At 53.3% G+C, this 24,806-nt stretch carries 22 protein-coding genes and 1 pseudogene; 11 read left to right on the forward strand and 12 right to left on the reverse strand.

Annotated features, from left to right (window positions below; genetic code table 11):
- Nucleotides 1-80: 80 nt before the first annotated feature.
- Nucleotides 81-965 (reverse strand): hypothetical protein, encoded by an 885-nt coding sequence (locus RBB63_RS06380; protein WP_309382258.1) that lies wholly within the window; start codon nt 963-965, stop codon nt 81-83.
- 340 nt (nt 966-1,305) lie between these two features.
- On the opposite strand from RBB63_RS06380, the gene RBB63_RS06385 reads away from it, so the two are divergent.
- The 3 genes from RBB63_RS06385 to RBB63_RS06395 all read left to right on the forward strand — a co-directional run bounded on the left by RBB63_RS06385 (nt 1,306) and on the right by RBB63_RS06395 (nt 6,515).
- A complete protein-coding gene (locus RBB63_RS06385; protein WP_309382260.1) occupies nt 1,306-5,118 on the forward strand; it encodes a hybrid sensor histidine kinase/response regulator in 3,813 nt (1,270 codons plus the stop codon).
- Nucleotides 5,119-5,188: 70 nt separating this feature from the next.
- Nucleotides 5,189-6,115, forward strand: coding sequence for a hypothetical protein (locus RBB63_RS06390; RefSeq protein ID WP_309382261.1), 927 nt, complete (start codon nt 5,189-5,191; stop codon nt 6,113-6,115).
- Nucleotides 6,116-6,224: 109 nt separating this feature from the next.
- Complete coding sequence (locus tag RBB63_RS06395; protein ID WP_309382263.1) at nt 6,225-6,515, forward strand: hypothetical protein; 291 nt, start codon at nt 6,225-6,227, stop codon at nt 6,513-6,515.
- Here RBB63_RS06395 and RBB63_RS06400 read toward each other — a convergent pair.
- The 3 genes from RBB63_RS06400 to RBB63_RS06410 all read right to left on the reverse strand — a co-directional run bounded on the left by RBB63_RS06400 (nt 6,496) and on the right by RBB63_RS06410 (nt 9,639).
- A complete protein-coding gene (locus tag RBB63_RS06400; RefSeq protein ID WP_309382265.1) occupies nt 6,496-8,043 on the reverse strand; it encodes a phytoene desaturase in 1,548 nt (515 codons plus the stop codon). The genes RBB63_RS06395 and RBB63_RS06400 overlap by 20 nt on opposite strands.
- 65 nt (nt 8,044-8,108) lie before the next feature.
- Nucleotides 8,109-8,852: a class I SAM-dependent methyltransferase gene (locus RBB63_RS06405; protein WP_309382267.1), complete on the reverse strand. Its 744-nt coding sequence runs from the start codon at nt 8,850-8,852 to the stop codon at nt 8,109-8,111.
- Nucleotides 8,853-8,901: 49 nt separating this feature from the next.
- Nucleotides 8,902-9,639: a phosphorylase family protein gene (locus tag RBB63_RS06410; protein WP_309382269.1), complete on the reverse strand. Its 738-nt coding sequence runs from the start codon at nt 9,637-9,639 to the stop codon at nt 8,902-8,904.
- Nucleotides 9,640-9,670: 31 nt separating this feature from the next.
- Here RBB63_RS06410 and RBB63_RS06415 point away from each other — a divergent pair, with 31 nt between their 5' ends.
- Together RBB63_RS06415 and shc are read left to right on the forward strand one after the other, a co-directional pair.
- The gene (locus RBB63_RS06415; RefSeq protein WP_309382271.1) at nt 9,671-10,525 is read left to right on the forward strand and encodes a DUF4339 domain-containing protein; all 855 of its coding nucleotides are present in this window, start codon (nt 9,671-9,673) and stop codon (nt 10,523-10,525) included.
- A 52-nt stretch (nt 10,526-10,577) separates the two neighbouring features.
- Nucleotides 10,578-12,578, forward strand: coding sequence for a squalene--hopene cyclase (gene shc, locus RBB63_RS06420; protein WP_309382273.1), 2,001 nt, complete (start codon nt 10,578-10,580; stop codon nt 12,576-12,578).
- Between the two features lie 12 nt (nt 12,579-12,590).
- Here shc and RBB63_RS06425 read toward each other — a convergent pair whose 3' ends face one another.
- The gene (locus RBB63_RS06425; RefSeq protein WP_309382275.1) at nt 12,591-13,130 is read right to left on the reverse strand and encodes an NUDIX hydrolase; all 540 of its coding nucleotides are present in this window, start codon (nt 13,128-13,130) and stop codon (nt 12,591-12,593) included.
- A gap of 230 nt (nt 13,131-13,360) precedes the next feature.
- On the opposite strand from RBB63_RS06425, the gene ispH reads away from it, so the two are divergent.
- The 3 genes from ispH to RBB63_RS06440 all read left to right on the forward strand — a co-directional run bounded on the left by ispH (nt 13,361) and on the right by RBB63_RS06440 (nt 16,903).
- Entirely contained in the window at nt 13,361-14,236 is an 876-nt protein-coding gene (gene ispH, locus RBB63_RS06430; RefSeq protein ID WP_309382277.1) for a 4-hydroxy-3-methylbut-2-enyl diphosphate reductase, read from the forward strand.
- Between the two features lie 126 nt (nt 14,237-14,362).
- Nucleotides 14,363-15,772 carry an aspartate aminotransferase family protein gene (locus RBB63_RS06435; protein ID WP_309382279.1) on the forward strand — a complete coding sequence of 470 codons (1,410 nt, stop codon included), beginning with the start codon at nt 14,363-14,365 and terminating at the stop codon, nt 15,770-15,772.
- Nucleotides 15,773-15,817: 45 nt separating this feature from the next.
- Nucleotides 15,818-16,903, forward strand: a complete 1,086-nt coding sequence (locus RBB63_RS06440) for a serine hydrolase domain-containing protein (RefSeq protein WP_309382281.1) — start codon at nt 15,818-15,820, stop codon at nt 16,901-16,903.
- On the opposite strand, the gene RBB63_RS06445 is transcribed toward RBB63_RS06440, so the two are convergent.
- Nucleotides 16,900-17,436, reverse strand: a complete 537-nt coding sequence (locus tag RBB63_RS06445; RefSeq protein ID WP_309382283.1) for a D-glycero-alpha-D-manno-heptose-1,7-bisphosphate 7-phosphatase — start codon at nt 17,434-17,436, stop codon at nt 16,900-16,902. The genes RBB63_RS06440 and RBB63_RS06445 overlap by 4 nt on opposite strands.
- A gap of 64 nt (nt 17,437-17,500) precedes the next feature.
- On the opposite strand from RBB63_RS06445, the gene RBB63_RS06450 reads away from it, so the two are divergent.
- The 3 genes and pseudogenes from RBB63_RS06450 to RBB63_RS06460 all read left to right on the forward strand — a co-directional run bounded on the left by RBB63_RS06450 (nt 17,501) and on the right by RBB63_RS06460 (nt 19,437).
- Nucleotides 17,501-18,034 (forward strand): DUF192 domain-containing protein, encoded by a 534-nt coding sequence (locus RBB63_RS06450; RefSeq protein ID WP_309382285.1) that lies wholly within the window; start codon nt 17,501-17,503, stop codon nt 18,032-18,034.
- Between the two features lie 59 nt (nt 18,035-18,093).
- The gene (locus RBB63_RS06455; RefSeq protein WP_309382287.1) at nt 18,094-18,564 is read left to right on the forward strand and encodes a low molecular weight protein-tyrosine-phosphatase; all 471 of its coding nucleotides are present in this window, start codon (nt 18,094-18,096) and stop codon (nt 18,562-18,564) included.
- A pseudogene (locus tag RBB63_RS06460) lies at nt 18,557-19,437 on the forward strand (fructosamine kinase family protein). The gene RBB63_RS06455 and the pseudogene RBB63_RS06460 overlap by 8 nt, the downstream one beginning before the upstream one ends.
- A gap of 31 nt (nt 19,438-19,468) precedes the next feature.
- Here the strand turns inward: RBB63_RS06460 and RBB63_RS06465 are convergent.
- The 6 genes from RBB63_RS06465 to RBB63_RS06490 all read right to left on the reverse strand — a co-directional run bounded on the left by RBB63_RS06465 (nt 19,469) and on the right by RBB63_RS06490 (nt 24,724).
- Nucleotides 19,469-19,807 carry a P-II family nitrogen regulator gene (locus tag RBB63_RS06465; RefSeq protein WP_309382291.1) on the reverse strand — a complete coding sequence of 113 codons (339 nt, stop codon included), beginning with the start codon at nt 19,805-19,807 and terminating at the stop codon, nt 19,469-19,471.
- Between the two features lie 153 nt (nt 19,808-19,960).
- The gene (locus RBB63_RS06470; protein WP_309382293.1) at nt 19,961-21,421 is read right to left on the reverse strand and encodes an ammonium transporter; all 1,461 of its coding nucleotides are present in this window, start codon (nt 21,419-21,421) and stop codon (nt 19,961-19,963) included.
- Nucleotides 21,422-21,439: 18 nt separating this feature from the next.
- Nucleotides 21,440-22,699: a response regulator gene (locus tag RBB63_RS06475; RefSeq protein WP_309382295.1), complete on the reverse strand. Its 1,260-nt coding sequence runs from the start codon at nt 22,697-22,699 to the stop codon at nt 21,440-21,442.
- Nucleotides 22,700-22,765: 66 nt separating this feature from the next.
- Nucleotides 22,766-23,290, reverse strand: coding sequence for a hypothetical protein (locus RBB63_RS06480; protein WP_309382297.1), 525 nt, complete (start codon nt 23,288-23,290; stop codon nt 22,766-22,768).
- Between the two features lie 34 nt (nt 23,291-23,324).
- On the reverse strand, nt 23,325-23,639 hold the full coding sequence (locus tag RBB63_RS06485; RefSeq protein WP_309382299.1) for a hypothetical protein: 315 nt from the start codon (nt 23,637-23,639) through the stop codon (nt 23,325-23,327).
- A gap of 83 nt (nt 23,640-23,722) precedes the next feature.
- A complete protein-coding gene (locus RBB63_RS06490; protein ID WP_309382301.1) occupies nt 23,723-24,724 on the reverse strand; it encodes a PIN/TRAM domain-containing protein in 1,002 nt (333 codons plus the stop codon).
- Nucleotides 24,725-24,806: the final 82 nt, after the last annotated feature.

Here is a 24,806-nt window from a genome sequence, read left to right on the forward strand (position 1 = left end):
CGCTCAAGCCGCCTTGCTGGACACGAAAAATCACTGCGGCCTGATCGGCCAATCTAGATGAAAAGTGCTCTAGGCGGCTTCTACCAGAAGAAGTAATCGGCACGCTGACTGGCGAATTCACGATTAGGCTGCTGGTAAACAATACGCCACACCGTAACATACTGATCCCAAGGACCCGTGACTTTGCGATCTATCAAACTAATAGGTTTAGCTGAATTCAACAGCGGTTTGGGGCGGGCTTCCATCCGCTCCAGTAACTGAACAAATCCATCGGGACGGGAGAAATAAAGTGAGCGGCGTTCGAACAAGTGTTCAATGCGATTCACATAGTCTAAGTCGATGGATTCAAATTTCTGATAGTGCTCTCCAATGATGCCAGAGGTGCGGTGCATTTCAACCGCCGCCCGCCAATTGGCTTCATTAACATTGGCTCCGACTCCAAATCCGTAGGTATAAAAACGATCTTCCATGAACTGCCAAACAAGCACAACCGCATGATCGCTAAATGGGTTGTCAATGCGGATAGCCCTCACGCCAGGAAAGGGATCGCCCAAGGTATGATAGCCGAGATACCCTTCCCACCAGAGTATTAGCACATGTCGCTCCAAGGCCTCGCGCTCCGCAGCTTGACGCGCGCCCTTATCAAAGAGTCCCGGAAAAGCGCCCATGCCATTGGTGGTTGGGTCATAGTCAAAACCGTACTCATTTACATGGTTGAGTTTACAATGCCGGAAAGCCCAGCGCTCCAATGCTTCGGAGACTGCGCGAAATTTAGCCGTCGTGGGATCAGAGGCCGAGCCAACGCCATCAGGATAAGGCTGGTCGACGCGTAGATCATCACGCAGGAAGGTTGCTGCTGAATACTGCTCGCGCCCGAACATCACCTCTACCCCAACATCGATAGAGCGTATTGGTCCGCCATCCTCAGCCATGACGTCCCGATACTTAATTGGTGCAAGATTCATGTTCATAGTTTATAGAAAACAGAAAGCGCGCCGCCACCTAATGGATAACGGCACGCGACAGCAGTGGTATCATTTAGAGATGCGATGCGTTATACTTCGCAGGGCCAAGTTGGCGGAGCCTTGGCGACAATCTTCTCTGAAGTGTGGCCAACGCGAATGCCTGCGTTGTAGATAACAGTTTGGAGTATGGATACTATTGCTTTTTTCATGATTACTGAGTTTTGTGCTATTTAGCCTAGGCAATCCCGTTTTGAGATCACGCTGCATGATAAGTCGAAAACTGGCACAACACCAAGAAATGATAGCACGCATTTTTTGGTGTATTATTATAAATTTAATTTTGAGCGCTGCTCACTTGAGCGCAGGAATCATTGGATCGCCCCCTATCCGCACATTTACACCCGATGACTACCTGGCCAGCGGTAGTAACTGGTCAATCAAGCAGGATGACTCCGGCAGAATCTACATAGCCAACAACGAGGGCTTGCTGCGCTTTGACGGCGTGAACTGGGAACTATGGAAGCTCCCGTTTCCAATCCACGACATCTACATCGAATCAGAGTCGAAAATCTGGGTATGCGGCAACGATGAGTTCGGCTACTTTTTAGCTGAGGAAAACTCCGATCCTGAATACATCTCGATGGTCGATCAAATTGAGATTTCATCCAGCGAGCTTGGTGAAACATGGAGTATATTTCCCGCTGACGGACGCCTATACATTCTATCTCAAGAACATCTAATCACCGTGGAGGGCGATCGTATTAAATCCCGTTATCTGCCCGATGATGATCGCCTGACTGGCGCTATAGACGGCTCTACGCTTTACATTAGCCAGAAAGATTACGGCTTGCACGCGATTGATGGACAACACGAATCCATTATCATCCCTATAGAGTCCACAAATTCCGCCAGAGTAAATGGGGTCTTTACCGCTGAATCAGGAGAGCAGGTTTTTAGCACCTATCGCAATGGATTTGTCTACATTCAAGACGAAGCATTGCACAGCTGGCCAAACGAACTTTCTGAGCTGCTCAATCAGACTCTCTGCTATAAATCATTAAAGCTGCGTGATGGCCGCATCGCCTGCGCAACACATAACTACGGCCTACTGCTCCTTTCTGCTGATGGCAAATTCGAGGGCCAGATTTCCGAAAGAAATGGCGCATTGAGCGACATGGTTATCGACATTTTGGAAGACGCAGATGGCAACCTATGGCTCACGCATGAAATCGGCGTGAGTCTGGTCGACCTACAATCTCCCTACACGAAGATCGATAAGTCCAACGGTTTTGAGCCAAACATCGTTTTCAGTCTGAGTGATTGGGAAGATCAGTTTTTGGTTGGCACCACGACTGGTTGCCTGGCCTTAGTCAAGCCAACCTTGCAAAACCTAACCACAGAGTGGCTCACGATTGGCGCAGAAGATTCGGTTGTCTGGACGATCACGCCAACGAGCAAAGGACCACTGATCGCTGACAGCACGGGCTACAGCTTGATCCAGAATAACGAAATTCAACCTGCGCTTGCGGTCAACCAGGATGGCATCTTCTCAACGGTGCTAAACTACCAAGGCGCAGAATACATCGCCATACTGCAGATACGCAATGCCTACCTGTGTCGTTGGCAAGGAAGGCAACTCGACGTTATCAATACGATTTCCACACCGGGCCCGCTATGGACCATGGTCTACTTTAATGACAAACTCTATGCAGGGTCGATTTCACAAGGTTTGTTCACGCTATCAATGGAGGACTTTCTTTCAGACTCGCATGCAGCATTACAACCACTTGAAAACCCTTCACTTCCCGAGAATATTCAGTGGGGTTATTTTACCGAGCTGCCAGCCGGCATGATATTACTCTGCAACGCCGGAATTTACAGTTTATCCCAAGGCTCCGAAACCTGGAGTAAAGTGAATGGCTCGCCCGACTCATTGGACGATGATCCCTATGCAGTGAATTTCGACAACGCTTCAAACCAACGACTCTGGCTCACCTACATGCTGCCAGGTCAAGGCAATGTCTTTCAGCAATTGGATTGGCCGTCTGGTGAGCCCTCCCCCCGGATCACCACCATTCCCAGCCAAGGTCTTCAGGAGCTGCCGGAAGTGCATTGCCTTTGGGTCGACGAAGAGGAGTCCATTGTCTGGTTTGGTGGAAGCAATGGGCTCATCCGAGAGAACTTCGACCTGCCGCCACCAGCTCCAGTCTCCCGACCACCACTCCTAACCAATGTCGACATAACGGGAGAACCTGCATCTCACGAACGTGAATTCGAGTTCCCTGTCGAATTGGCAAAATTTGAGTTCGCCCTGCCCTATTATGGCCAGGAATCAGTCACGTATCGAACCCGCCTCGTTGGACAAAGCAACGATTGGAGCGCCGCATCAGTCAGCAATTTTAAGGAATTCACCAATCTGCGTGAAGGCGACTATGAATTTCAGGTTCAGGCATTGGTTGACAATCGACCGGCTGGCCCCATCACCAACTATCAATTTCAGATTCTTCCCCCATGGAGCCGAACCTGGAGCGCCTATGTGCTCTACTTGCTCATTGCGATCCTCGTCGCTTACTTGCTCGTTTATTTCCGAACCCGGCGACTACAACAGGCGAACATAGCGCTCGAAGAAGCAGTTCGCAGCCGGACGCTTGAGCTGGAAAAGACCAACGTGCGACTCGCCCAGGCGAATACCGCCAAAAACCGTTTTCTCGCCAACGTGAGCCATGAGATCCGTAATCCGATGAACGGTATTGTCGGGCTAGCCCACCTCCTGATTGATGATGGCAGCAGCGCGGATCAGAAACGTTTGGTTCACCTGCTGAGCACCGCCGAGCATCTCAAGGTTTTGCTCGATGGCATGCTCGACTTTGCCGCGATTGAAAATGGCCAAATTAAGCTGCAAAATTGCCAATTCTCAATTTCCTCCCTGCTCGATGAACTTGAGTCTCTGCACAAGCGTCTCGCTCAAGACAAGGGCATCGACCTGTATGTCATCAAGGAGTTTGCGGATTGCCCGGATCTGTTTGGCGACGAAGGCAAGCTCCGACAAATCCTCTACAATCTAACGACCAACGCAGTTAAATTCACTCATAGCGGCAGTGTCACCGTCCGGGCAAAAGTTGAGCTGCTTGCGGACGAGAATCGCGCAAAACTGGAATTCGCCATCGAGGATACTGGCAAGGGCATTCCCCTCGAAGATCAGAAAAACATTTTCGAGCAATTCAATCGCGGGTCACACAGCAATTCACAGATTAAGGGCATCGGGTTGGGTCTGAGCATTGCTGATCGTTTATCCAAAATTCTAGACGGTTCGCTCTCCCTCGACACGACCTATACCAGCGGCGCTCGCTTCGTGTTTAGTCTGTCATTAGCGACTGTCGAATCAACGAGCGAAAAGGCGCTGCCAACGACGAAAGCTCCCATCCAGATCTTGGCCGGACTGCAAGCCCTGGTCATTGAGGATGAGCCTTACAATCAAATTGTGGTCGAAGGCTTACTCAAACGCGAATCCGTTAAGGTCACCATTGCCGGATCGGCCGAAGAAGCCTTAAAGGTATTCGTCGAGCACAACTGGGACTTCGTGCTTGTGGACATTAATCTGCCTGGCGCCAGCGGCATTGAGTTTGCCGAGATGGTGAGGGAGTCCGCCGCCAAAGCGCAAACGCCTCTCATTGCCATGAGCGCCTATGTCGCAGATTTTGATTTGGAGAAACTGCGTAACGCGGGCATCAGCAGTTTCGTCCCGAAACCCTTTACGCCAGATCAGTTAATCACGGCAATTCAGTCACGCTCGGATACTCTACCGACTGACAAGCCCAAGGAATCTCCCAAAGAACGTTCCCTCATGGCCTACATTGCGGGGGATGATCCAGTGCGACTCAAGCAACTGGAGAAGGAGCTTTACGACTCGTTACAATCATACGGAGAGCAACTTCAAGCAACCATTGCCAATCAAGATGTGGAGAAAGCGCGCTTGGCGCTGCATGACATGACGCCTCTCGTTCGACTGACCCAAAACGACGAAATGATTCAGCTAGTCGACGCCATGCACACAGCTCTGTATGAGGATCGCTTTGAAGATTATGTCGAAAGCTTCGAAAAGTTCCAAAGCCTCCCCGTGTGGCATACTACCTCTGAAGAAGACGATAAGTAGAGCCCTTGACTCGCAGCTCCAGGGAGTATTTTGCTTTTGATGAATGCTGCCCACCTGTTTAACTAAGCCTATGTCACCCCGCATGTTTTTACTCACCCGTTGCTTGGCATTGCTTGTGTGCGCAGCAGTTTGCCAAGCCCAGCCTGTTTCCGATCCTGTTTCAAGCGGCATTCGCCTACGCGGCGCAAACGGTGCGGAAATTGTCGCTGCTGGCGTGCTCGAGGCGCATCCCGAGGGAGCGGTCCTGCTTCTCTATGGCTCCGACAGCCCCATACTGGCTCCCTGGGACAAGTTCGACTTGGAACTGCTCAAGGAGGATCAGCCCAAGATGTATTATGGCTACCTCGACGCCAAACGCTTTAATCGCCCATTTCTGCTCAAACTCGGCGTGTATGCCGACATCATCAGTTTTGAAGAAGCAATCATTGAGCTGAATCGCGAATTGCAAAAACCACGCTTTTACCCCCTGCCGGAAAACATCAACTACCTGATCGAACAGGAGCAAGACGTCATTCGTTGGAAAAGCCGTAATTATGCGCGTTACTCGAAATTAATGCGCGACTACCAAAGCCAGTTGGAAGATTTTCTCAGGCGTATATTTCCCAAGGAATCAGTCATCATTGACGACCAAGGCAATGTCCACTTCAAGGACCGGCCGAACCGAGTCGATCTCAACCGTGGCGAAACGACCACGGGCGTCATCCTGTCTGTGCTGGCCGATACCCGCCGCTCACCTTCCCGCATTGGCATCGACTACTTAAAGGAGGTAACAACCTTTCGTGAAGATGTCAGCGCCCAGTGGAATGCCATCCGGGATAAAATCCCAAACCCAGCCTTCAATGAGGGAAATTTGAATCATCAAAAGCTACCCATAATCATGGACGATGCGAAATCGGCGCTTAACCGAATAATCAACGAAGAGCACCTCCATCAATCTGACCAACAAAAGATCAGCGATTACTATCTCTTTGTCTACAGTCACTCCCCCAGCTACTAGAGCATACATCAAGCAGTGGATTATATTGCTGAGGAATCTCATTTATTTTGACGCAATTGCTTCAGGCAACCTTGACTCTGCAACGCAATCCGTGAAAATGTAACACAGCATGAGTAGCCGAAGATTTCTACCCAGCCTAGAGCAATTAAAGCGCGCAATCGAAGACCTGCCAGATCCATCTGCTTATGAAGGCAGTGACTGTGTCGTGAGCATTAAGTCTGGGCGGGCAACCAGTGAGCTCGAGTTTAAGCGGGTAAAATTCAGCGCAGGCGAAGGCGAAAGCCTCTACCGCTGGGTCTATGAAGGCAAAATCATGATCCGCAGCGGCGATATCGAGAAGAAGCGTAAAAAGGAGAAAGAAAAAGACGATTCCGTCATTTTCAGCGTATCGGTTCGATAAAGCGATCCAACACCTTGGCAGAGCTGATGACGCCGGGCAAACCAGCCCCTGGGTGCGTCCCCGCCCCTACAAAAAACAGCCCATCCACATCTTCGCTCTTATTGTGCGGCCGGAACCAGGCGCTCTGCGTCAACAATGGCTCAAATTGAAACGCGCTTCCCTGGTAAGCATCCAGCCGATCATGAAAATCCTGCGGCGTAAAGATGAGCTTGGACTTGAGGTGCTTGCGTAGGTCGGGAACCAAATGATCCTTCTCCAAAGAGGCCAAGATGCGGTCCGCATAAGCCTCTTTGATATCTGCCCAGTTTTGACCACCCTTCAGATTCGGCACAGGGCTTAGCACGTAAAAGCACTCACAGCCGGGAGGCGCAAGACTGGGGTCCGTTCGCGTCGGCGCATGCAGGTAGAGCGAAAAATCTTCGGCGACAATACGCTTATCAAAAATATCGCCCAAGAGTCCCTCATATCGTGGCCCCAAGACGATGCTGTGATGCGGCAAGTGCTCATAGGTCCGGTCCGTGCCAAAGTAGATGACAAACAGGCTCATCGCATAGCGCATACGCTCCAAGCGCGTATCGGTCCACTTGCGTCGATGCTCAGGCTTCACCAGCTTACGGTATGTGTTGGCGACATCGCCATTGCTGATCACGAAGTCTGCCTCAAAGTATGCTTCTTCGGTCCGGGAAAAGCGATAGCCCGGCTCACGGCTGTCGTCGGCCAAATCTTCCTCCTGGGATCCCAATGCTGCCCGGACCCCCTGAACGCGGCCATTCTTCACCACAATCTCCTCCGCCCGCGCATTGAGAACTAGCTTGCCGCCAATATCCTCAAACAGCTTTACGAGGCCACGGACCAGGGCATTGGTTCCTCCCATGGCGAAATACACTCCCCACGTTTTCTCCAGGTAGTGAATCATGGCATAAATCGCCGATGAACGCAGCGGATTGCCACCAATCAACAAAGGCTCAAAACTAAACACCTGCCGCAATTGAGGATCTTTAATAAAGTGACTGACGCGCTTGTAAACGGATTGCTCAGCGCGCAGCCGGATCAAGTCTGGGGCAACCTTGATCATTTCTGCAAACGAATGAAAAGAATGATCCGCAAGGTCCGTAAAAGCGCGATCAAATATCTGCTCGCTATAGGCCAAAAATTTCCGATACCCAGCGACATCGTCCGGTTGAAATTTAGCGATTTCCGATTCGAGCGAGGCTTGCTCTCCCCGGTAATCGAAGACTTTGCCGTCATTAAAATAGATTCGATAAAACGGATCGCAGGGCACAATTTCCACGTAGTCGGCGATCTTCTTGCCTGCCGCTTCAGCTAGTTCATCCAGCACGAACGGCACCGTGATGATTGTGGGGCCAGCGTCATAAGTGAACCCTTGATCGTGGTAGACGTAGGCGCGACCGCCGGGCTTGTCTCGCATTTCGAGCAGGGTCACCTCGTAGCCCTTTGCCTGGGTGCGAATGGCCGCCGCCAATCCGCCAAATCCACTGCCAATGACGACTGCCTTCTGCTTGTGCATGAATGAGATAAGAGGCAGGAAACTCGCTTTGACAAGCCCCGGCCTTAAAAAAACGATAAGCCGACTCAGGCCTTAATCGCCTCAATCATGAACGCAGGCGGGTTTTGAATGAATTGATCCCAATAGCCTGCTTCATCCGCAGCCGTTGGCGACAACTGTAGACCATGATAGCGCACTTCGCTGAAGCCAGCCTTCAACAAGGCTTCGCGGTAGCTTTCCTTGGGCAGATAGTAATTATCGACCACGCATTTAACGGAGCCCGTAGTCATGCTCCAGCGAATGAGAGCGCCTTCGCTCGGCTCGTCCTCCAACTCGATGTTGAAACCGTATTTGCTGTAGTCGCGATCAGCATAAAAATAGACATCGGGATCGGTGGTAAACGTCACAAAACGCCCTCCAGGCGCCACACGACGGGAAACGCCCGCACAAAACTCATCCAATTCCACCAAGCTACGCGCATAGACCAACAACCAGGCCGACACCACCAACCCAAACACTTCGCCTGAGCCAGGTGCACACACATCCGCCACTTCATAGCGAATGCCCAGCGGGGCGGCAGCCTCTTCTTCGCGAGCCAGACGTATCATTTCCTCCGAGATGTCCACCCCGAGCAAGTCCCCTGCTCCGCGCTGTTTCAATTTCCGGGTGAAGTGCCCCGAACCACAGGCCAAGTCGAGAACCGGCTTGCCCGTCACGTCGCCAATCAAGCTCAAGAACGAGTATTCCTCGACCATGGAGCGCCATGGCTGCTTTTTGCTTTCTACGTACTCGGCTGCAATCTGATTGTAGTCAGTTTTTTCTTCGGACATGCCGAGTATTGAAGCAAACTCCCAGACTTCGACGAGTCAAAACGCACGGCTAAGACTCATCTGGCGCCTGCTTCGCCAATTCAGCGACCAGCACACTCGTCAGGCCACGGCGCACGCCCGAGAGGGGTTTGAGGAAGCGCATCAGCCGACCAATGTCCCCCCAATGCCAAGCAAGGTAGAGACCGAGTTTTACGGGAGTTGTCACGCCTTGGGTCTGATCATAACTGCGGTCCAGGATATCCACCGGCACGTCTTCAGTAGCTAAATCACTCACCGCACGGACAACCACCAAAGGCGTCTGATGCTTCGCAGCTACGGCTTCCACATGCGCACTTTCCATATCGACGAGTGGAGCGCCGGTTTGCGCAAGTAATCGCGCTTTATCCGCCGCAGTTGCAATGACTTCATTTGCAGTGGCGATTTTCCCATCACCCCGGTTCACGATCACTTCGCCCCGCTTGAGCGCAGGATCGAGCGCGCCAGCAAATCCAGCCAAATAAAGCGTCTTGACCGGATAGTAATCCAGAAACTTTTCAGTGCGCGATACACAGTGCGGCGGCCCCATGCCTATGACGCCTACTGCGATCTCCTGCCCACCGATGCTCCCGCGCCACGAAGGCAAATGACGCTCCAGCTTGGCTGGGGCCTTATTCTTCAAGCGCACCACAAACTCTGCTGCTTCAAAATGACTGGGGAATACGACGCCGATCATCGCGACGTTGTGGCGGCAAATCCATCGGAGCGCAATCGATTTAAGCGCATACATGCTCGCCAAGCTCTTCAACATCTGTCATTTAAAGCGACACACACTACAGGGAATGTCTGACCTAAACGAGAAAATCTGGTACTACGCTGAAAGTGGCCAACAAGTTGGCCCCTACACGGGAGACGAAATGAAGGAACTTGCCCAAGCGGGCAAAATTTCCGGAGAAACCGCTGTTTGGAAGAATGGCATGGCGCAATGGGTGGAGTTGGCGCAAATTCCGGAGTTGAGTGAGGCCGACTCATCAACGCCCCCACCGACTCCCCCCACTGCAGGCGCAAGCTCGCCAGCCCTCAAGCTTGGCGCAGGACGCAAATTCGACTCAGTGAACGCTCAAGACACCGCTCCAAGCAGGGGCATGGAAATCCCGGAAATGCTGGCCGCCACGCCCGAGGGCGTCTCAGCTGCAAAATCGGCCAAGGCCAAAGAGCCCCGCATAGTCGCTCAGTCAAAGGTCGGCTTTTTCGAAAGCTTTGGCCTCGGGTCGTTTGAGTCTGCATTTTTCGCCGTCACCTTGATTTTGGGCGGCATCGCTTGCGCCGTCATGCGGGATTACTGGCACGCCATCGTCATTGGCGTTGGTTGTCTCTGGATGTTTGCCGCCGGCATTGCCCTGACTGTGCGCGCGTTCATCAAGCATTGGGCCTGGGGCTTAGCCTACCTCCTCATCCCGTTTGCCGCGCTGGTCTATATCATCGTGGACCTTAAAAACGCTTACAAGGCTGTGGTGTTGTACTTCGTTGGTCTCGCTGCCTGCATCGCCACGATTCAGAGCCCAAGTTTCCGTGAAAGTCCGCTTTGGGAGTATTTCGAGGAATACCAGCAAATGATCGAAGAAGAAATTCAACGACAACAGCAGGAAATAGAAGAATCCCGCAATCAGCGCACCGACCAATACGAGCTGGAGTAGCCTCAGCGCTTTTTCCTTGGTCTTAGACTAAATTTCACTATCCCAAACAGCTATGGCGGATACCGTTTCTTCAACCACCGGCCCTTCCTTGGAAGGCGTTGATGAGTCCATTGAGCGCATTAAAGATTTCCTCTTCTCGATTCAAGAAAAAGGCGGCTACTGGAATTGTGAGCTGCCCATCGACATCACCGTCGCCTGTGACTACGTGCTGTACTTCTTTTGGGCGCGGATCGAAGACCGCTTGCCCAAGGAGAAAATCCTCGCGCACATCAAAAAGCGTCAAAACGAAGACGGTGGCTGGTCGCAGTTCCAAGATGGCCCCAGTGAAATCGGAGCCACCGTCAAAGGCTACTACGCACTCAAAATGCTGGGCGAAAGCCCGAACTCCGAAGTCATGACCAAGGCGCGAGACCAAGCGCTAGAACTCGGCGGCATTCCCGCACTTTGCACGTGGTACAAGCTCACTCTCGCACTCATTGGCTGCTTCCCCTGGAAGGACTGTCCGCTGATCCCCGTCGAGGTGATGCTCCTGCCGAAGTGGTTCCCCATCAACATCTACCGTGTAAGCAGTTGGACCCGCAACATGCTCGTCCCGCTGGCCGTGATCAACCACTACAAGCCGACGCGCATCATCGAAAGTTGCCCGGACCTCAATGAGCTCTACCCTGGCGGCACTATGGAGGGCGAATGGGGCCTGGAGTGGAGTAAAAAACCGGTTTCCTGGAAGAATTTCTTCCTCGCCTGCGACAAGACTTTTCGCTTCGTCAACCACTTGCCCGGCGGCTTATTCCGTAACCGTGCGTTGAAGGCTGCCGAAGGCTGGATCAACGACCGCGTCACCCATGGCTCCGACGGGATGGGCGCGATTTTCCCGGCCATGATGAATGTGCTCCTCGCCCTCGAATGCCTCGGCTACTCCAAGGACCACTGGATATTCGAAAAGAACCTCAAGCACTTCGTCGACCTCACCACCGATGGCGACAGCTGGGCCACCTATGGCAAGACGCAGGGCAACACCACCGACGGCCCTGATGAATGGCGCATCGCGCCCTGCTTCTCCCCTGTTTGGGACACCGCCATCGCCACGATGGCCATCGCCGAAAGCGATCACGATCCCAATGATCCACGTCTTCAGGCTGCTGCCGACTGGCTCATTCAGCGCGAAATCTCCTTCCGCGGCGATTGGAAGGAAAACTGCGACTTCACCGAAGCAACCGGCTGGGCTTTCGAGTTTAACAACGATTTTTACCCGGACGTCGATGACACCTTCCAGGTGGTGCTTGGCCTCAAGCCGCTCCTGGCGACCGACGTCAAATCCCAGCAAATCACCCTCGACCGCGCGATACGCTGGTGCCGCGCCATGCAGTGTAAGGAAGGTGGTTTCGCTGCATTCGACAAAGACATCACCGACGCCTGGCTGGAAGAAGTGCCCTTCGCAGACCACAATGCGATCCTCGACCCACCCTGCTCGGACATTACCGGACGCGCCCTTGAAACGCTCGCGCTCATGGGCTACGGTCGCGACGACGAAGTGGTCCAGCGCGCAATTAAATTCCTTAAAGACACTCAGCTTGAGGATGGTTCATGGTTTGGCCGCTGGGGCGTGAACTACATTTACGGCACCGGTCATGCATTGCGCGGCTTGCACGCTGTTGGCGAGGACATGAGCCAAGGCTACATCCAGCGAGCACGCAATTGGTTGGAAAACTGCCAGAACGAAGATGGCGGTTGGGGCGAATCCATCTGGACCTACCACGACGAAACGACCAAGGGACAAGGCGAATCCACACCTTCACAAACTGCGTGGGCGCTGCTGGGCATGCTGACCTTCGGTAACCCTAGTCGCCCCTCAATCCAGCGCGGCGTCGAGTATTTGCTGAAAAACCAGAAAGAAGACGGTTCCTGGCGCACCCGACTATTTACCGGCACCGGCTTTCCCCGTATTTACTACCTGAAGTACGACAGCTATGAATGGAGCTGGCCGCTGTATGCCCTATCCAAGTATCGGAAGCTGGCAAACAGCGCCGATCAGAGCCAACAACTCTCTGACTAGAGCAATTTCAGATTACTCGCCTAGGAACGCGTTTTCGTCATTCTGCCGCACGATGCCCCAAATCAGTCTAAAACTGGGTGCGTAGTTGCGGCGGTCGGCGCGAATAAAGGCATCAAGCTCGTCTGGGGCATACCAGGCGCCGGAGTCAATTTCCTCCGGATCAAGCGTCATGTCGCCGTCCCAAGTCAGTTTGTAAACCTGCACAAATTCTTCCCCGGTGTAGCGGCAGGCGGGGTGCTTGAACAGCAACTCCAGCTTGGAAGCATCAGGAATCATAATGCCCAGCTCTTCGCCTAGTTCACGAACTGCAGCAATATTGTAATCTTCTCCAGAATCGACGTGACCAGAGCAGGAAGTTGTCCAAACGCCTGGCATCTGGTCCTTATTCATGGAACGCTTCTGCAGGAATAGCTGCTTTTGGCTGTTCCAAACCAGAATGTGGACTGCGCGATGGCGCAAACCCTGAGCATGGACACGGCTACGCGGGGCCTGGCCAATGACCGTATCCTGTTCATCAACGATGTCGAAAATTTCATGGGGTGATGAGGGCATAATGTTGGTGAGAGGGTATTTAGCGAAAAATGTTCCTAATTGTATACTTATTCAAAGTTTACAAAATTTAGGGTGAAGCTATGTCACATTCGGGACCGGTGCAGCATCATTCTTTGTCCCGAATCCCCCACTAAAATTAGGGGCTTTGCGGCTCTCAAAGCACCGCTTCCAAATTAATCTTGCCTCAAGTGGCGCTGGAACTCACTGTCTGCGCTTGATAAGATTTTGCTATGGAAGTTATTCGAGCTGATAGTGCTGGCTTTTGCTGGGGTGTGGAGCGCGCCATTGATATTGCTGCGAAATTCGCGGCAGAGGGCAAGCGCCCCGTCTACACAGACGGCCCCCTGATCCACAATAAACAAATGATGGAACGCCTGGAGGCGACCGGCATCAAAGAGGTTGGCGACTACCAAAGTAAGTCAGACCTCGTGGTGTCAGACCAAGACCGCGAAAGCGGCGTACTGGTTGTCCGCGCACATGGCATATCTCCCGAGCGCCGCGAGTATCTGAAGAGCTTGGGAATGAATTTCAAGGATGCGACCTGCCCCGACGTGGGCATCATCGCCGGCAAGATCAAAATGCATGCCCGCAAGGGCTTTGACACCGTGATCTTTGGCGATCCCAAGCACCCAGAAGTGATGGGCCTCATGGGCTATACTGAAGGCCGAGGTCACGTGGTCAAAAATGACGCCGACATCCGCGCCCTGCCCGACTCAATCGGCCCGCAGGTTTGCATGGTTTCGCAGTCCACGATGTTCACTGACGAATTTGAACGCCTTTCGGGCATTCTTCGCGAGCGTTTCCCGGAGGCCAAGGTGTTTGACACCATTTGCGGCGCCACCAAGGAACGCCAGAGCGACATCCACGTCCTCATGAATAATGGCGCGGAAGCAATCGTAGTGGTTGGCGGACGCCACAGTGCGAACACCAAAAAGCTCGCTGCACTAGTCGAAAAGACCGGGCTGCCAGCCTACCACGTTGAAACGGTGGCTGAGCTGGACATTGCTCATCTAACCGAGTGCTATGCCAAGGTGGGCGTAACCGCTGGCGCTTCAACTCCCGAATTCTTGATTAAAGAAGTCGTCGAGAAGCTTCAGACGGCCTGATATCGTAGGCTGATTGCTGGTAGAGCTTGAAAATCTACCTAAAAACAGATTGAATGCGGTATTTGTTTGGCATCCGCTGCCAGGTATTTGGCGCGCTGCCTCATCTTCATTTTTGATTAGCGCACTATGTCCGAATTCGACATCACTCGCCTGATACGTGAACGCGCGGGCGAGAATTACAATCTTCACGAGCAGCACGTGAACAGCACGCTGGTGAAGGTGCTGCGCACCATTGGCTTTGATAAAGTCTACACCAGCGCCAAAGGCTCCTACCTGTACGACGCCGAAGGCAATGACTACCTGGACTTCCTGAGTGGTTATGGCGTCTACAACATCGGACGAAACCACCCACTGGTGGCCAAAACGATCAAAGACGTGCTGGATCAGGACATGTCCAACATGGTCCAAATGGACTGCGCGCTGCTCAGCGGCCTGCTTGCGGAAAAGGTGGTCGAGATCACCCCCCCCCATCTCGACGCCGTGTTTTTCTGTAATTCTGGCGCCGAAGCAGTCGAAGGAGCACTGAAATTCGCCAAAGGAGCCACCGGCCGTAAGCGCATCTTATCGCTCGCTGGCGCCTACCATGGGCTGACGCTTGGCGCGCTCTCAGTCACCAACAATGGCAATTTCCAGGATGGCTTTGGCCCCCTCCTCCCCGGAGTCGAGCAAGTCGGCTACGGCGACCTCAATGAGTTGGAGGACAAACTTCGCCAGGGCGATGTTGCCGCATTCATCGCTGAGCCTGTGCAAGGCAAAGGCGTCTACTGGCCAGCCGAAGACTATTTCCCCAAAGCCCAGGAGCTCTGCCGTCGCTATGGAGCGCTCTTCATCATGGATGAGGTCCAGACCGGTTTTGGGCGCACGGGTAAAATGTGGGCCCTCGAACATTGGAACCTTGAGCCGGATATTCTCACGATGGCTAAGGCTTTGTCAGGAGGTTACGTTCCGGCTGCGGCATTTGTCACCCGGCGCGAAATCCACCAGAAAGTCTTCTCGCGCCTGGATCGCTGTGTCGTGCACTCGACAACGTTTGGCCGCAACAACCTTGCGATGGCCTGCGGCTTGGCGACCATTCACGTGCTTCAGCACGAAAAGCTCGTGGAAAACGCAGCTTGGGCCGGTAAAGTGATTGAAGAAAAGCTGCTCGAACTGAAAACGCGACATGAGTTAATCCAGGAAGTTCGCGTCAAGGGCTGCATGGTCGCCATCGAGTTTGGCGAGCCACGATCCATCAAAATGAAACTCGCCTGGAAGGGCATTCACGCAGTCGATAAAGGCCTGTTCCCGCAAATGATTGTCACCCCGCTGATGAGCAAGCACCGGATTTTAACCCACGTTGCCGGGCACAATCTGGACATCGTCAAGGCCCTCCCCCCACTCATCATTGGTGAGCCGGAAATACATCGCTTCATCAATGGCTTGGACGACGTGCTACAGGACTGCACCCGCCTCCCTGGACCGATGTGGGACTTTGGCCGCAACCTCGTCCAAACGGCGATCAAACAACGCAAATCCAAAAAACTCGCTCCAGCCTAAGCTTTGCGGCTTCACATTGCCCCGTAGCCGGTGAACAATCCGCAGATGGTTCCCCGGTTAAACCCACAAATCCAGCCCTTGCTGGATCGTCTGATCAAGTATGAAGGAGAACTGGGCCTCCAGGTTGCGGCCTATCTTGATGGCGAACTGGTCCTCGACGCTTGGGCGGGAACCGCCGCTCCCGACTTGGAGGCGCCGATCAACGGTGAAACGCTTTTCCCGGTCTTTTCCGTCACCAAAGGCGTCGCTTCAACGGCCGTCCACCTCTTGGCAGAGCGAGGCCAACTAAACTACGAGACGCCGATCACACATTATTGGCCAGAATTTGGTGTGAACGGCAAAGAAAGCTTAAAGGTCAGGCACGCGTTAGGGCACCTCGCGGGACTCCACATCATGCCGCCAGACCTCGACCATCGTAAACTGGCGAACTGGGACTACATGACCGGAGCCATTGCCGCCTCCTCCCCCACCCACTCACCTGGCGCCTCTCAAATTTATCATGCCATGACCTTCGGCTGGATAGCGGGAGAGCTCGTTCACCGCATTGATGGCCGCCCCTTTGGCCAGTTCCTGGAAGAAGAAATCAAGGCGCCATTGGGCATTACCGATCTCTACTGCGGCATTCCGGAGCACCTCGGCAACTGCATAACCCAGCTCATTGATCAAAACGCAGAAACGCCCGCTAACCTTGGCAACGGTTCGGTCCCAGAGTGGATTCAGCCGCTATATGCCTGGATGAACCGCCGTGATGCCCAGCGCGCGTGCATTCCTGCCAGCAGCGGGATCATGAGCGCCCGCGCCATCGCACGCCATTATGCAGCGCTCCTGCCGGGGGGTATAGACGGCGTCGAGTTGCTTCCACCAACACGCATCGCGCTCGTTACGCAGCGGCAATGGCCACTCGACCGGGAAAACGCGCTCAAGTTTGGTCTTGGTTACGCCCTGGGCGGCGAGGGATCAATCTACGGCGAAAACCCTCATGCTTTTGGTCATGGCGGTTACGGCGGTTCAATCGCTTTTGCCGATCCTGAGACGCGTTTTGCTTTTGCCCTCTGCAAAAACAAGCTCAATGTTGGCGACACCACCAAGTGCATTGCCAACGCCTGTCGTGAAGCGCTCGAATTGGCTTAATCAAGAGTCGCTGCAAAATCCTTCAGCGACGAGAACAGCGGGATCGAGTGCTCCGATAAAAACAATTCGACTTGCTCCGTGATCGGCTTCCCGGTTCGCAACGCAATCGGCTTCACTCCAGCGTTGAGACCACACTGCCAATCACTTTCGCGATCACCAATCATGTAGCAGGACATCGGGTCGAGTTCGTCGCGCTCCACCATCTCCAACAAATATCTTGGTGAAGGCTTCCGGTACTCACTGGGTTCATCTGGTCGCTCCGGCGCAATACATATGCCGGCAAAAAGATCAGAGCCCATGTCCAGCTCTTCAAGCAGTCGTTCATTACAGGCCAGAACGTCATCCATGCTCGTTAAGCCACGGTTTACCCCGCTTTGATTCGTTACAAGGTAAAATCGATAGCCCAGTTCACGCGCCTGCATCAAGCCCTCCCGCGCTCCTTCGATCAGGGTCACATCGTCGGGATTACTGAGGTAATGCACGTCATAGTTAAGCGTGCCGTCGCGATCAAGAAAGAGCGCCTTTTGCTTCATAGGCCGAGTCAGTCAGTTGACTTTCACATTGGCAAGCATCAGGTTTCCCCATTAAGAAACCGCCATGAAAACTTTCCAGATGCTGATCATTGCGCTGTTACTCCTGAATTTAGTTGGCTGCAATCAGGAAGAGGCAGCAGCCAATGCAGCGCCAAGCAGCACCGCGCACGCCAAGCCCGACTCCTACTTTCCCCTCACTCTAGGCAATGAGAAAATCCGCGTGCAACTCGCCATTTTACCCAGTGAACAGGCTGAAGGTCTGATGTATCGCCAAAAACTTGCCGAAAACGATGGCATGCTGTTTATTTTTCCCAGCGCGGGACAGCGAAGCTTTTGGATGAAGAACGTCGATATACCGCTCGACGTCGGCTACATACGCACGGACGGCGTTTTGCGTGAAGTTTACCCGATGTATCCCCATGTCGAAAAAGGCGTGAAATCCGACAGCGACGAAATCCAGTACGTTCTCGAAATGAATCAAGGCTGGTATAAAAACCATAAAGTTTATCCTGGCGTACAACTTGATTTTGCTGAAATCGCCTCCGCCATGCAGGCCCGAGGGTTCGATCCTGCGAATTATGGAGTACCGACGCAGTAGACCAATTTCTGCAAGCATAGCTTGCGAGCCCCATTTACAGGTATAATATTTTACCTCCAATGAAGCGCATCCTATTCCTCTGCATGGGCAACATTTGCCGCTCACCCGCAGCGCACTGTGTGTTCCAGCACCTGGTCGACAACGAGGGCTTGGGCGATCATTATCACATCGATTCGGCAGGCACCTTGGGCTATCATGAGGGCGACCCGCCTGACCACCGTATGCAGCAGGCCATGCGTCGCCGCAACATCCCCGTCATTGGCCACTCACGTCCAATATCCAGACGAGACCTGAAGGAATTCGATCTCATACTGGCGATGGATAAGGACAACCTCTCTGGCGCACGCCAACTGGCTACGAATGAAGCAGAATCCGTCAAAATCAAGCTTTTCACCAGCTTTTGCACGGAGCATAAACACCCCGAGGTGCCCGATCCCTATTATGGCGGGCCGCATGGCTTCGAGCATGTTTTAGACATGGTCGAAGATGGCTGCGCTGGGCTCCTCCTCGCAACTCGTCCTGATGCCTGAATGTTGGCAGACCGCAGCCGAGGAAGCGATTACCGAGGCGACTGGCGAACAGTTCATCACGCAAAGTAAGCAACCCTGCGGTGGAGGATGCATTAACGAAGCATTCCTCCTCTTGGGCCAATGTGGGCGCTCATTCTTTTTGAAAGTCAACACTGCGTCATCCTGCGCAATGTTCGCGGCAGAAACACTCGCCTTGGAGCATATCATCGCTACGGGGCCATCCGCGCTCCACGCCCAATTACTCAAGGCAAAACGCCCAAGCACTCTTACCTCGTGCTTGAAGCGGTGGTGTTTGGCCAGTCGCCAAAAGACTGGTCAACCATGGGCGCGCAACTTGCGACTTTGCACCGCAAAGTAAACGACCGCTTTGGCTGGCCCTGCAGTAATTTCATCGGCTCCACGCCTCAACAAAATGCTTGGGTCAATGATTGGGCGACCTTTTATCGAGAACAGCGCCTGCGTCCTCAATTTGAATTGGCCAAACGACGCGGTTCACCTATCCACGGCGCAGACGCTCTCCTGAGTGCGATTGAGCAATTACTCAGCGGCCACACACCCGAAGCATCTCTGCTCCACGGCGACTTGTGGAGTGGCAACGCCGGGCATGACGCCAATGGCGCACCGATTATCTACGACCCAGCAAGCTATTTTGGCGACCGCGAAACCGATCTGGCCTTTTCTCGCCTCTTCGGCGGCTTCCCGCCCAGCTTTTATGCGGCCTACGAACATGCCTGGCCGCTACCAGACGGTCATTTGCGCCGCGCAGAGCTTTACAATCTCTACCACGTCGTCAATCACGCTAACCTCTTTGGCGGTGGCTACCAAAGCCAAGCGGAAGCCATCATACGACGATTACTAGCCGCAAATTACTAGAGCACTCCGCGTCTAACCACAATGCGAGTCGCTAAAGAACTTTTTCGCCGCCTTCGCTGGTGCGTATGCGCTTAGCGGACTCCAGTGGCAGAACAAAAATTTTGCCGTCCCCAATTTTACCTGTCTTGGCAGCTTCAGAAATTGCAGTGATGGCTAACTCCACTTTGTCATCATTGACGCCAATGTAGAGAATTAGCTTTGGGAGGAAGTCTACTCGGTATTCATTACCGCGATAGATTTCAGTGTGACCTTTCTGTCGGCCAAATCCTTTTACTTCTGCGAGGGTCAACCCCTCGATGCCTGCTTTCTGCAAGGCGTTTTTTACGTCATCCAGACGGAATGGTTTAATTATGGCAGTTACTAGCTTCATGACAAAAAGGATGTGGTGGGGATAGGAGGCGGCGGAGGTTTGCTCCTCCGCCGCCTCAGAATCAGCTTATTGGATGTCAGTAAGCATAGCGCAGTTGTTACAGATACCTGTGACAGGAAACCCGTCACTAAATGCTAGCTTGCAGGCGCGAGCTTAAAGGGGCTCATCTGCATACTGTTGGAAGTCAGCGTAGGCTTCGTTGCCATGCTCGCCAAGGTCGAGACCTTCCAGCTCTTCTTCAGCACTGACACGCAGACCAACCATCTTGTCGATCGCGAAGAACATGCCGTAGGAGCAGATGAAGGTGAAGGCGAAGACTGCGGCCACACCCAGAAGCTGGATGCCCAATTGTGAAACACCGCCACCGTAGAACAAGCCGTCCTTGATGCAGGTTTCAGCGTCCCAGAAAACCGTGTCGATTGCCGAGCTGCCGAAGAAACCGATGGAGAGCGTGCCCCAGGCGCCACAGACGCCGTGAACCGAAACTGCGCCAACTGGATCGTCAATCTTGAGCGTGCGCTCAACGAACAGAACAGAGAACACTACGATAACACCACCGATGGCTCCAATGATAACCGCCGAGATGGGCGAAACACTCGCGCAAGGAGCCGTGATGGAAACGAGACCTGCCAGGCAGCCGTTAATCGCCATCGAAAGGTCTGGCTTACCAAACTTAGCCCATGTGGCCACGGTGGCGCCGCAGGTGCCAGCGGCAGCAGCAAGCAAAGTGGTCATCGAAACATAAGCCAGCCCGTCAACGGCAGCCAAAGTCGAGCCTGCATTGAATCCGAACCAGCCGAAGAAAAGGATGAAACCGCCGAGGGTCGCCATCGGAAGGTTGTGCCCCGGAATCGGTAGAGGCTTGCCGTCCTCGGAGTATTTGCCTTTACGAGCACCCAGAATCATCGCGCCAGCAAGACCCGCCCAAGCGCCGACGGAGTGCACCACGGTTGAGCCAGCAAAGTCACGCATCCCCATACCGCCGAGCCAGCCATCGCCACTCCAGATCCAGTGACCGGTAATTGGGTAAAGGATAGCCGAAATCATGATCGAATACATCACGTATCCAACGAACTTCGTGCGCTCAGCCATGGCACCAGAAGCAATGGTCGCTGCGGTTGCCGCGAACACAACTTGGAAAACCCAACCTGCCGCTTCGACAGAAGCTGCGGAAGCATTCTCAGGAGAGACAATGGCCGCTTCCATGAAGAAATACTCAGGCGACCAACCAATGAAACCATCACCCGCGCCATACATGAGGGAATAACCGACCGCCAGAAACGCGATCGCGCCGAAGCTAAAGTCCAGCATGTTCTTCATCATGATGTTACACGCGTTCTTGGCGCGTGTGAGGCCAGACTCGACCATGGCGAATCCAGCCTGCATGAAAAACACAAGCACTGCGGCAATGATCAGCCACAAAATATCGCCTGTGGTCTGAGAAAGCATTGCTGGCGCCTCTTCTGCCGCGGCCTCAACCGCTTCGGCCATGGCGGCGGTGTCATCTGGTAAAATGTCCTGCGCCTGGGCGGTTAATGTAAACAATGAAAACGCCAGAATGCCGAACAGGCATGTCCACCGTTTCATTTTCAAGAGGGTGAGTATAGTTGTCATCGTTTGCTTAGGTTAAAATCAATCGTTCGGCAGTAGATTTTCATCCGCCACGGACTCCAGAAGGTGCAGCGCTGCAATATCGTTATGGAGCAGGGACTGGACCTGATGGAGTGACAGTGCGCGGTAGGGACAGCTCGAAATAGCACTCCGCAATACAGTCACTAATTGCTCGTAATTTCCCTTCCAGACATACTGAGAAAGGTAATCCAATGCAGCTGGCTCAACTTCCCGCGCTCGGACAAACGAGTGCAATGAAGTCAGATCGTAGAGGATCTTCCGAATCATGAGCGGTATATCCATCTTACGGTCGCGCAAAGGCGCAATTTCCAGCTTGGCGTCACACAAGCCCTCCAGCTCCTCACGGAACTTCTGAACAACCGGAGTGGATAAATCGGAATTAATGATGCTTCCAGCAACAATCCGAACATGACGACTTGTCTTGGTGCTGTTTTTGGAAATGAAACTCAGCAAACCACTGCGCTGCTCATCGGTCAGCACTTCGATGTGCGGAATGTAAACGATACGTGGCGGGCCGTCACTGAGTAGCGCTGCAGCATTCAAAGACTCCAATGCATCGAGGCTGACTTCGTGATCCTGCAAAACAGCAGGATAAACATCAGCCGTGCCTGCAGCCTGATTAATCTCACGAACCGCCAACTCGAACTCCGAGCCTTCCTCACCACTGAGCAGGATCGCGTTCTTGAACTTACGCGCATTCCATAGATTCCCCAGAAAACGACGTGAAGCACTGCTTTTGGTGACAATGAAGCTTGGGCTATAATTGAGTGACTGATACGACTGGGTAGGCGCTCGGGTGCTCCCGCTAGCGCTGCTGGCAGATTTGGCTGGCGTCAATCCACCGCCAAATGGCGCCCGGGTCAGACCTGGCTGAACGATCGGCTTGGCCTTCATGCCAGCGTCGTTACAGAGACCTTCGATCTTGGACATCAATCGCGAGGGATTAAAAGGACGATAAATGATGTCCGAAATGCCCAACTGAGCACGGGGGGGGGTGTGCTTGGCGTCCGCCTCATCGCTGAGCAACACGACATGAGTGTTTTTGCAGCTTTTGGCAAGTTGGCGCACAAACTCGAGCCCATTGACTCCCGGCAAGTCGCGGTCGATAATCGCAACTGGAAAATTCTGCTCTACGGCCTGACGCATGGCGTCGTCCGGATCTGAGCAAGACACTACCCGGCGACCAAGCTCACGAAGTATAAGCGAAAGTTGGCTACGTGAGCGTCCGTCAGGTAAAACTAAGAATAATGAATCGTTCATATTGGCAATCGGCGGCTCCTAGCAGTGTTAAGTTGGACAGGAGGGATGATTGCAGTAGGAAATATTCTAGTAAGATGAACCACGGTACGAGCGTTGTGGTCGCGGCTTGGCGACGCGTTTACGTGCAACAGGTTCTTCTTCTGGTGCGGCTGGCGGAACCGGATCGGCGGCAGGCGCCGGTGTAGTAGGAGCTTGAGGTTGTGGCGCTGGAGCAGCCGCAGGCGCAGGTCTGGCTGCGGCGGCGCCGGGCAACTTACTCGCAGGTTTAATGTTTTTGATCGCGAGGTTCGTCACCATCTTGAGCGACACGCGATTCACACTCGGCTCTGCAAAAATCAGGATAAAGATACCATTGCCACGTCTCAGAAAAATCCAACGTTCGCTGTATTTCAGTATGTAATCGTCGCACGGTATGTAGTTTTCATCTACAGTTTCATACAGTGAGATAACGCGGCGAGCAAGGTCATCAAACAGATCTTCGACGAAGTAAGCGGGCAACTGATTATCAATCAATCCACCATCCTTATCGAAGACGCAGACACCTTCTACTCCAGCTACATCTAGTATGTTTTTAACGAATTTATCACTCATGGCTCTGTCCTCGGGTTGACATGCGGTTGTTGGATTAAGACTCGAGCAAATGCGGGAGAATGGAGGCGATATCGGCTTTATTGTCGAACATCACTCCGAGATCACTGCCTCCGCGCGGCACGCAGACAGATGTCATGCTTTTTCCGATGATGTGGCCCTCTTCCAGCCCCTCGAGGCCGAATGATTCGCCAATCAAATCGGCAATCTGGTGAACAAACACCAGGACATGCCCCAAGGCCTCTGGGTCTTCTCCTTCGGCATGAAGCACTTGTCCGGTCTCATCGCATTCGATCAGACCCATAACGCCAGGAAATTGCGGCGTTCCGTATGCATCTTCTGTAATTCCCATAATGTGTCCCTTTCGAAGGATATCTAGCACCTCTGGCGCCAGAAAGGGACTTTGGGGGAATTTTTTACGTCAAATATAGACAATCAAACCGCTAATCGCGCAAAAACCATCTTTCCGCCTGCGGAGGGCAACACGCTGGTCACCTCGACCTGAGTCTCCTGCCCGATCAAGTGCGCTGCTTCATTGACCACCACCATTGAGCCATCGCCCAAATAGCCGACTGCCTGGCCGGACTCTCGGCCAACCTTGACCAACGAGAGTCTAAGCGTTTCCCCCACATCGACTTCCGGGTTCAAAGCCTTAGCCAGCGCGGTAATGTTTAACCAGTCGACACCTTGAAATTCCGCCAGGCGCGCGAGATTGTAATCTGTGGTCAACAGCTTGGCCTTGAGAGACTCGGCGACGAAAATCAACTTCGCGTCGACTTGCTGGCCACGACCGACCTCGCTCTCATGAATCGTGAAGTGTATGTGAGGTATTTTCCGTAATTCATTGAGAACCTCCAGGCCCTTACGCCCTTTGGCTTGGCGGTTGGGGTCGTTGGAATCGGCAATATTCTGCAACTCATCCAACACGAAGCGCGGCACAACCAGCTCTGCGATTAAAAAACGACTCTGTATGATGCCAATAATGCGCCCGTCAATCAAGGCGCTGGTATCCACTACCACGATTGCCGAATCCACCTTCTGCGGCACAAATCGCACATACGGAATGACCAGGTTGAAATCATCCCGCCCACGCAGCGCAATCACGGAGCCCAGATACATGCAGACCACGAAAAGACTGAGCCGCACCAGAAATATGACCTGAACGTCTCCTTTCTCAAGGAGCGGTGAGGACGAGATGAGATAGGCAATCAGGGTGCCCATACCGATGCCAAAAGTTATCGCCGTCAGTCCACGCAAAGAAAAGCCCTTGAGCAACAGATCCACGAGGATCGTTAGCACGCCCAGCAACCCGCCAGTCACAAGGTAGAGAGCGAGTCGTCCGGCATCGTCATCCCCTACCGTATACCACAGCAGATAGGCTCCGATGAGACAAAGGAGCAAAAATAACACGCGAATGACTGTGAGCGTTTTATTCAAAGTGGAGCTATATGGGGTATCTGATTCATGCCAGTATTTTCATCACAATAAATGACTGATCACTCCGCTGGCAAGCAGACTC

The sequence above is a fragment of the Cerasicoccus frondis genome (genome assembly GCA_031296915.1).
In the GTDB taxonomy this organism is placed as follows: domain Bacteria; phylum Verrucomicrobiota; class Verrucomicrobiia; order Opitutales; family Cerasicoccaceae; genus Cerasicoccus; species Cerasicoccus frondis.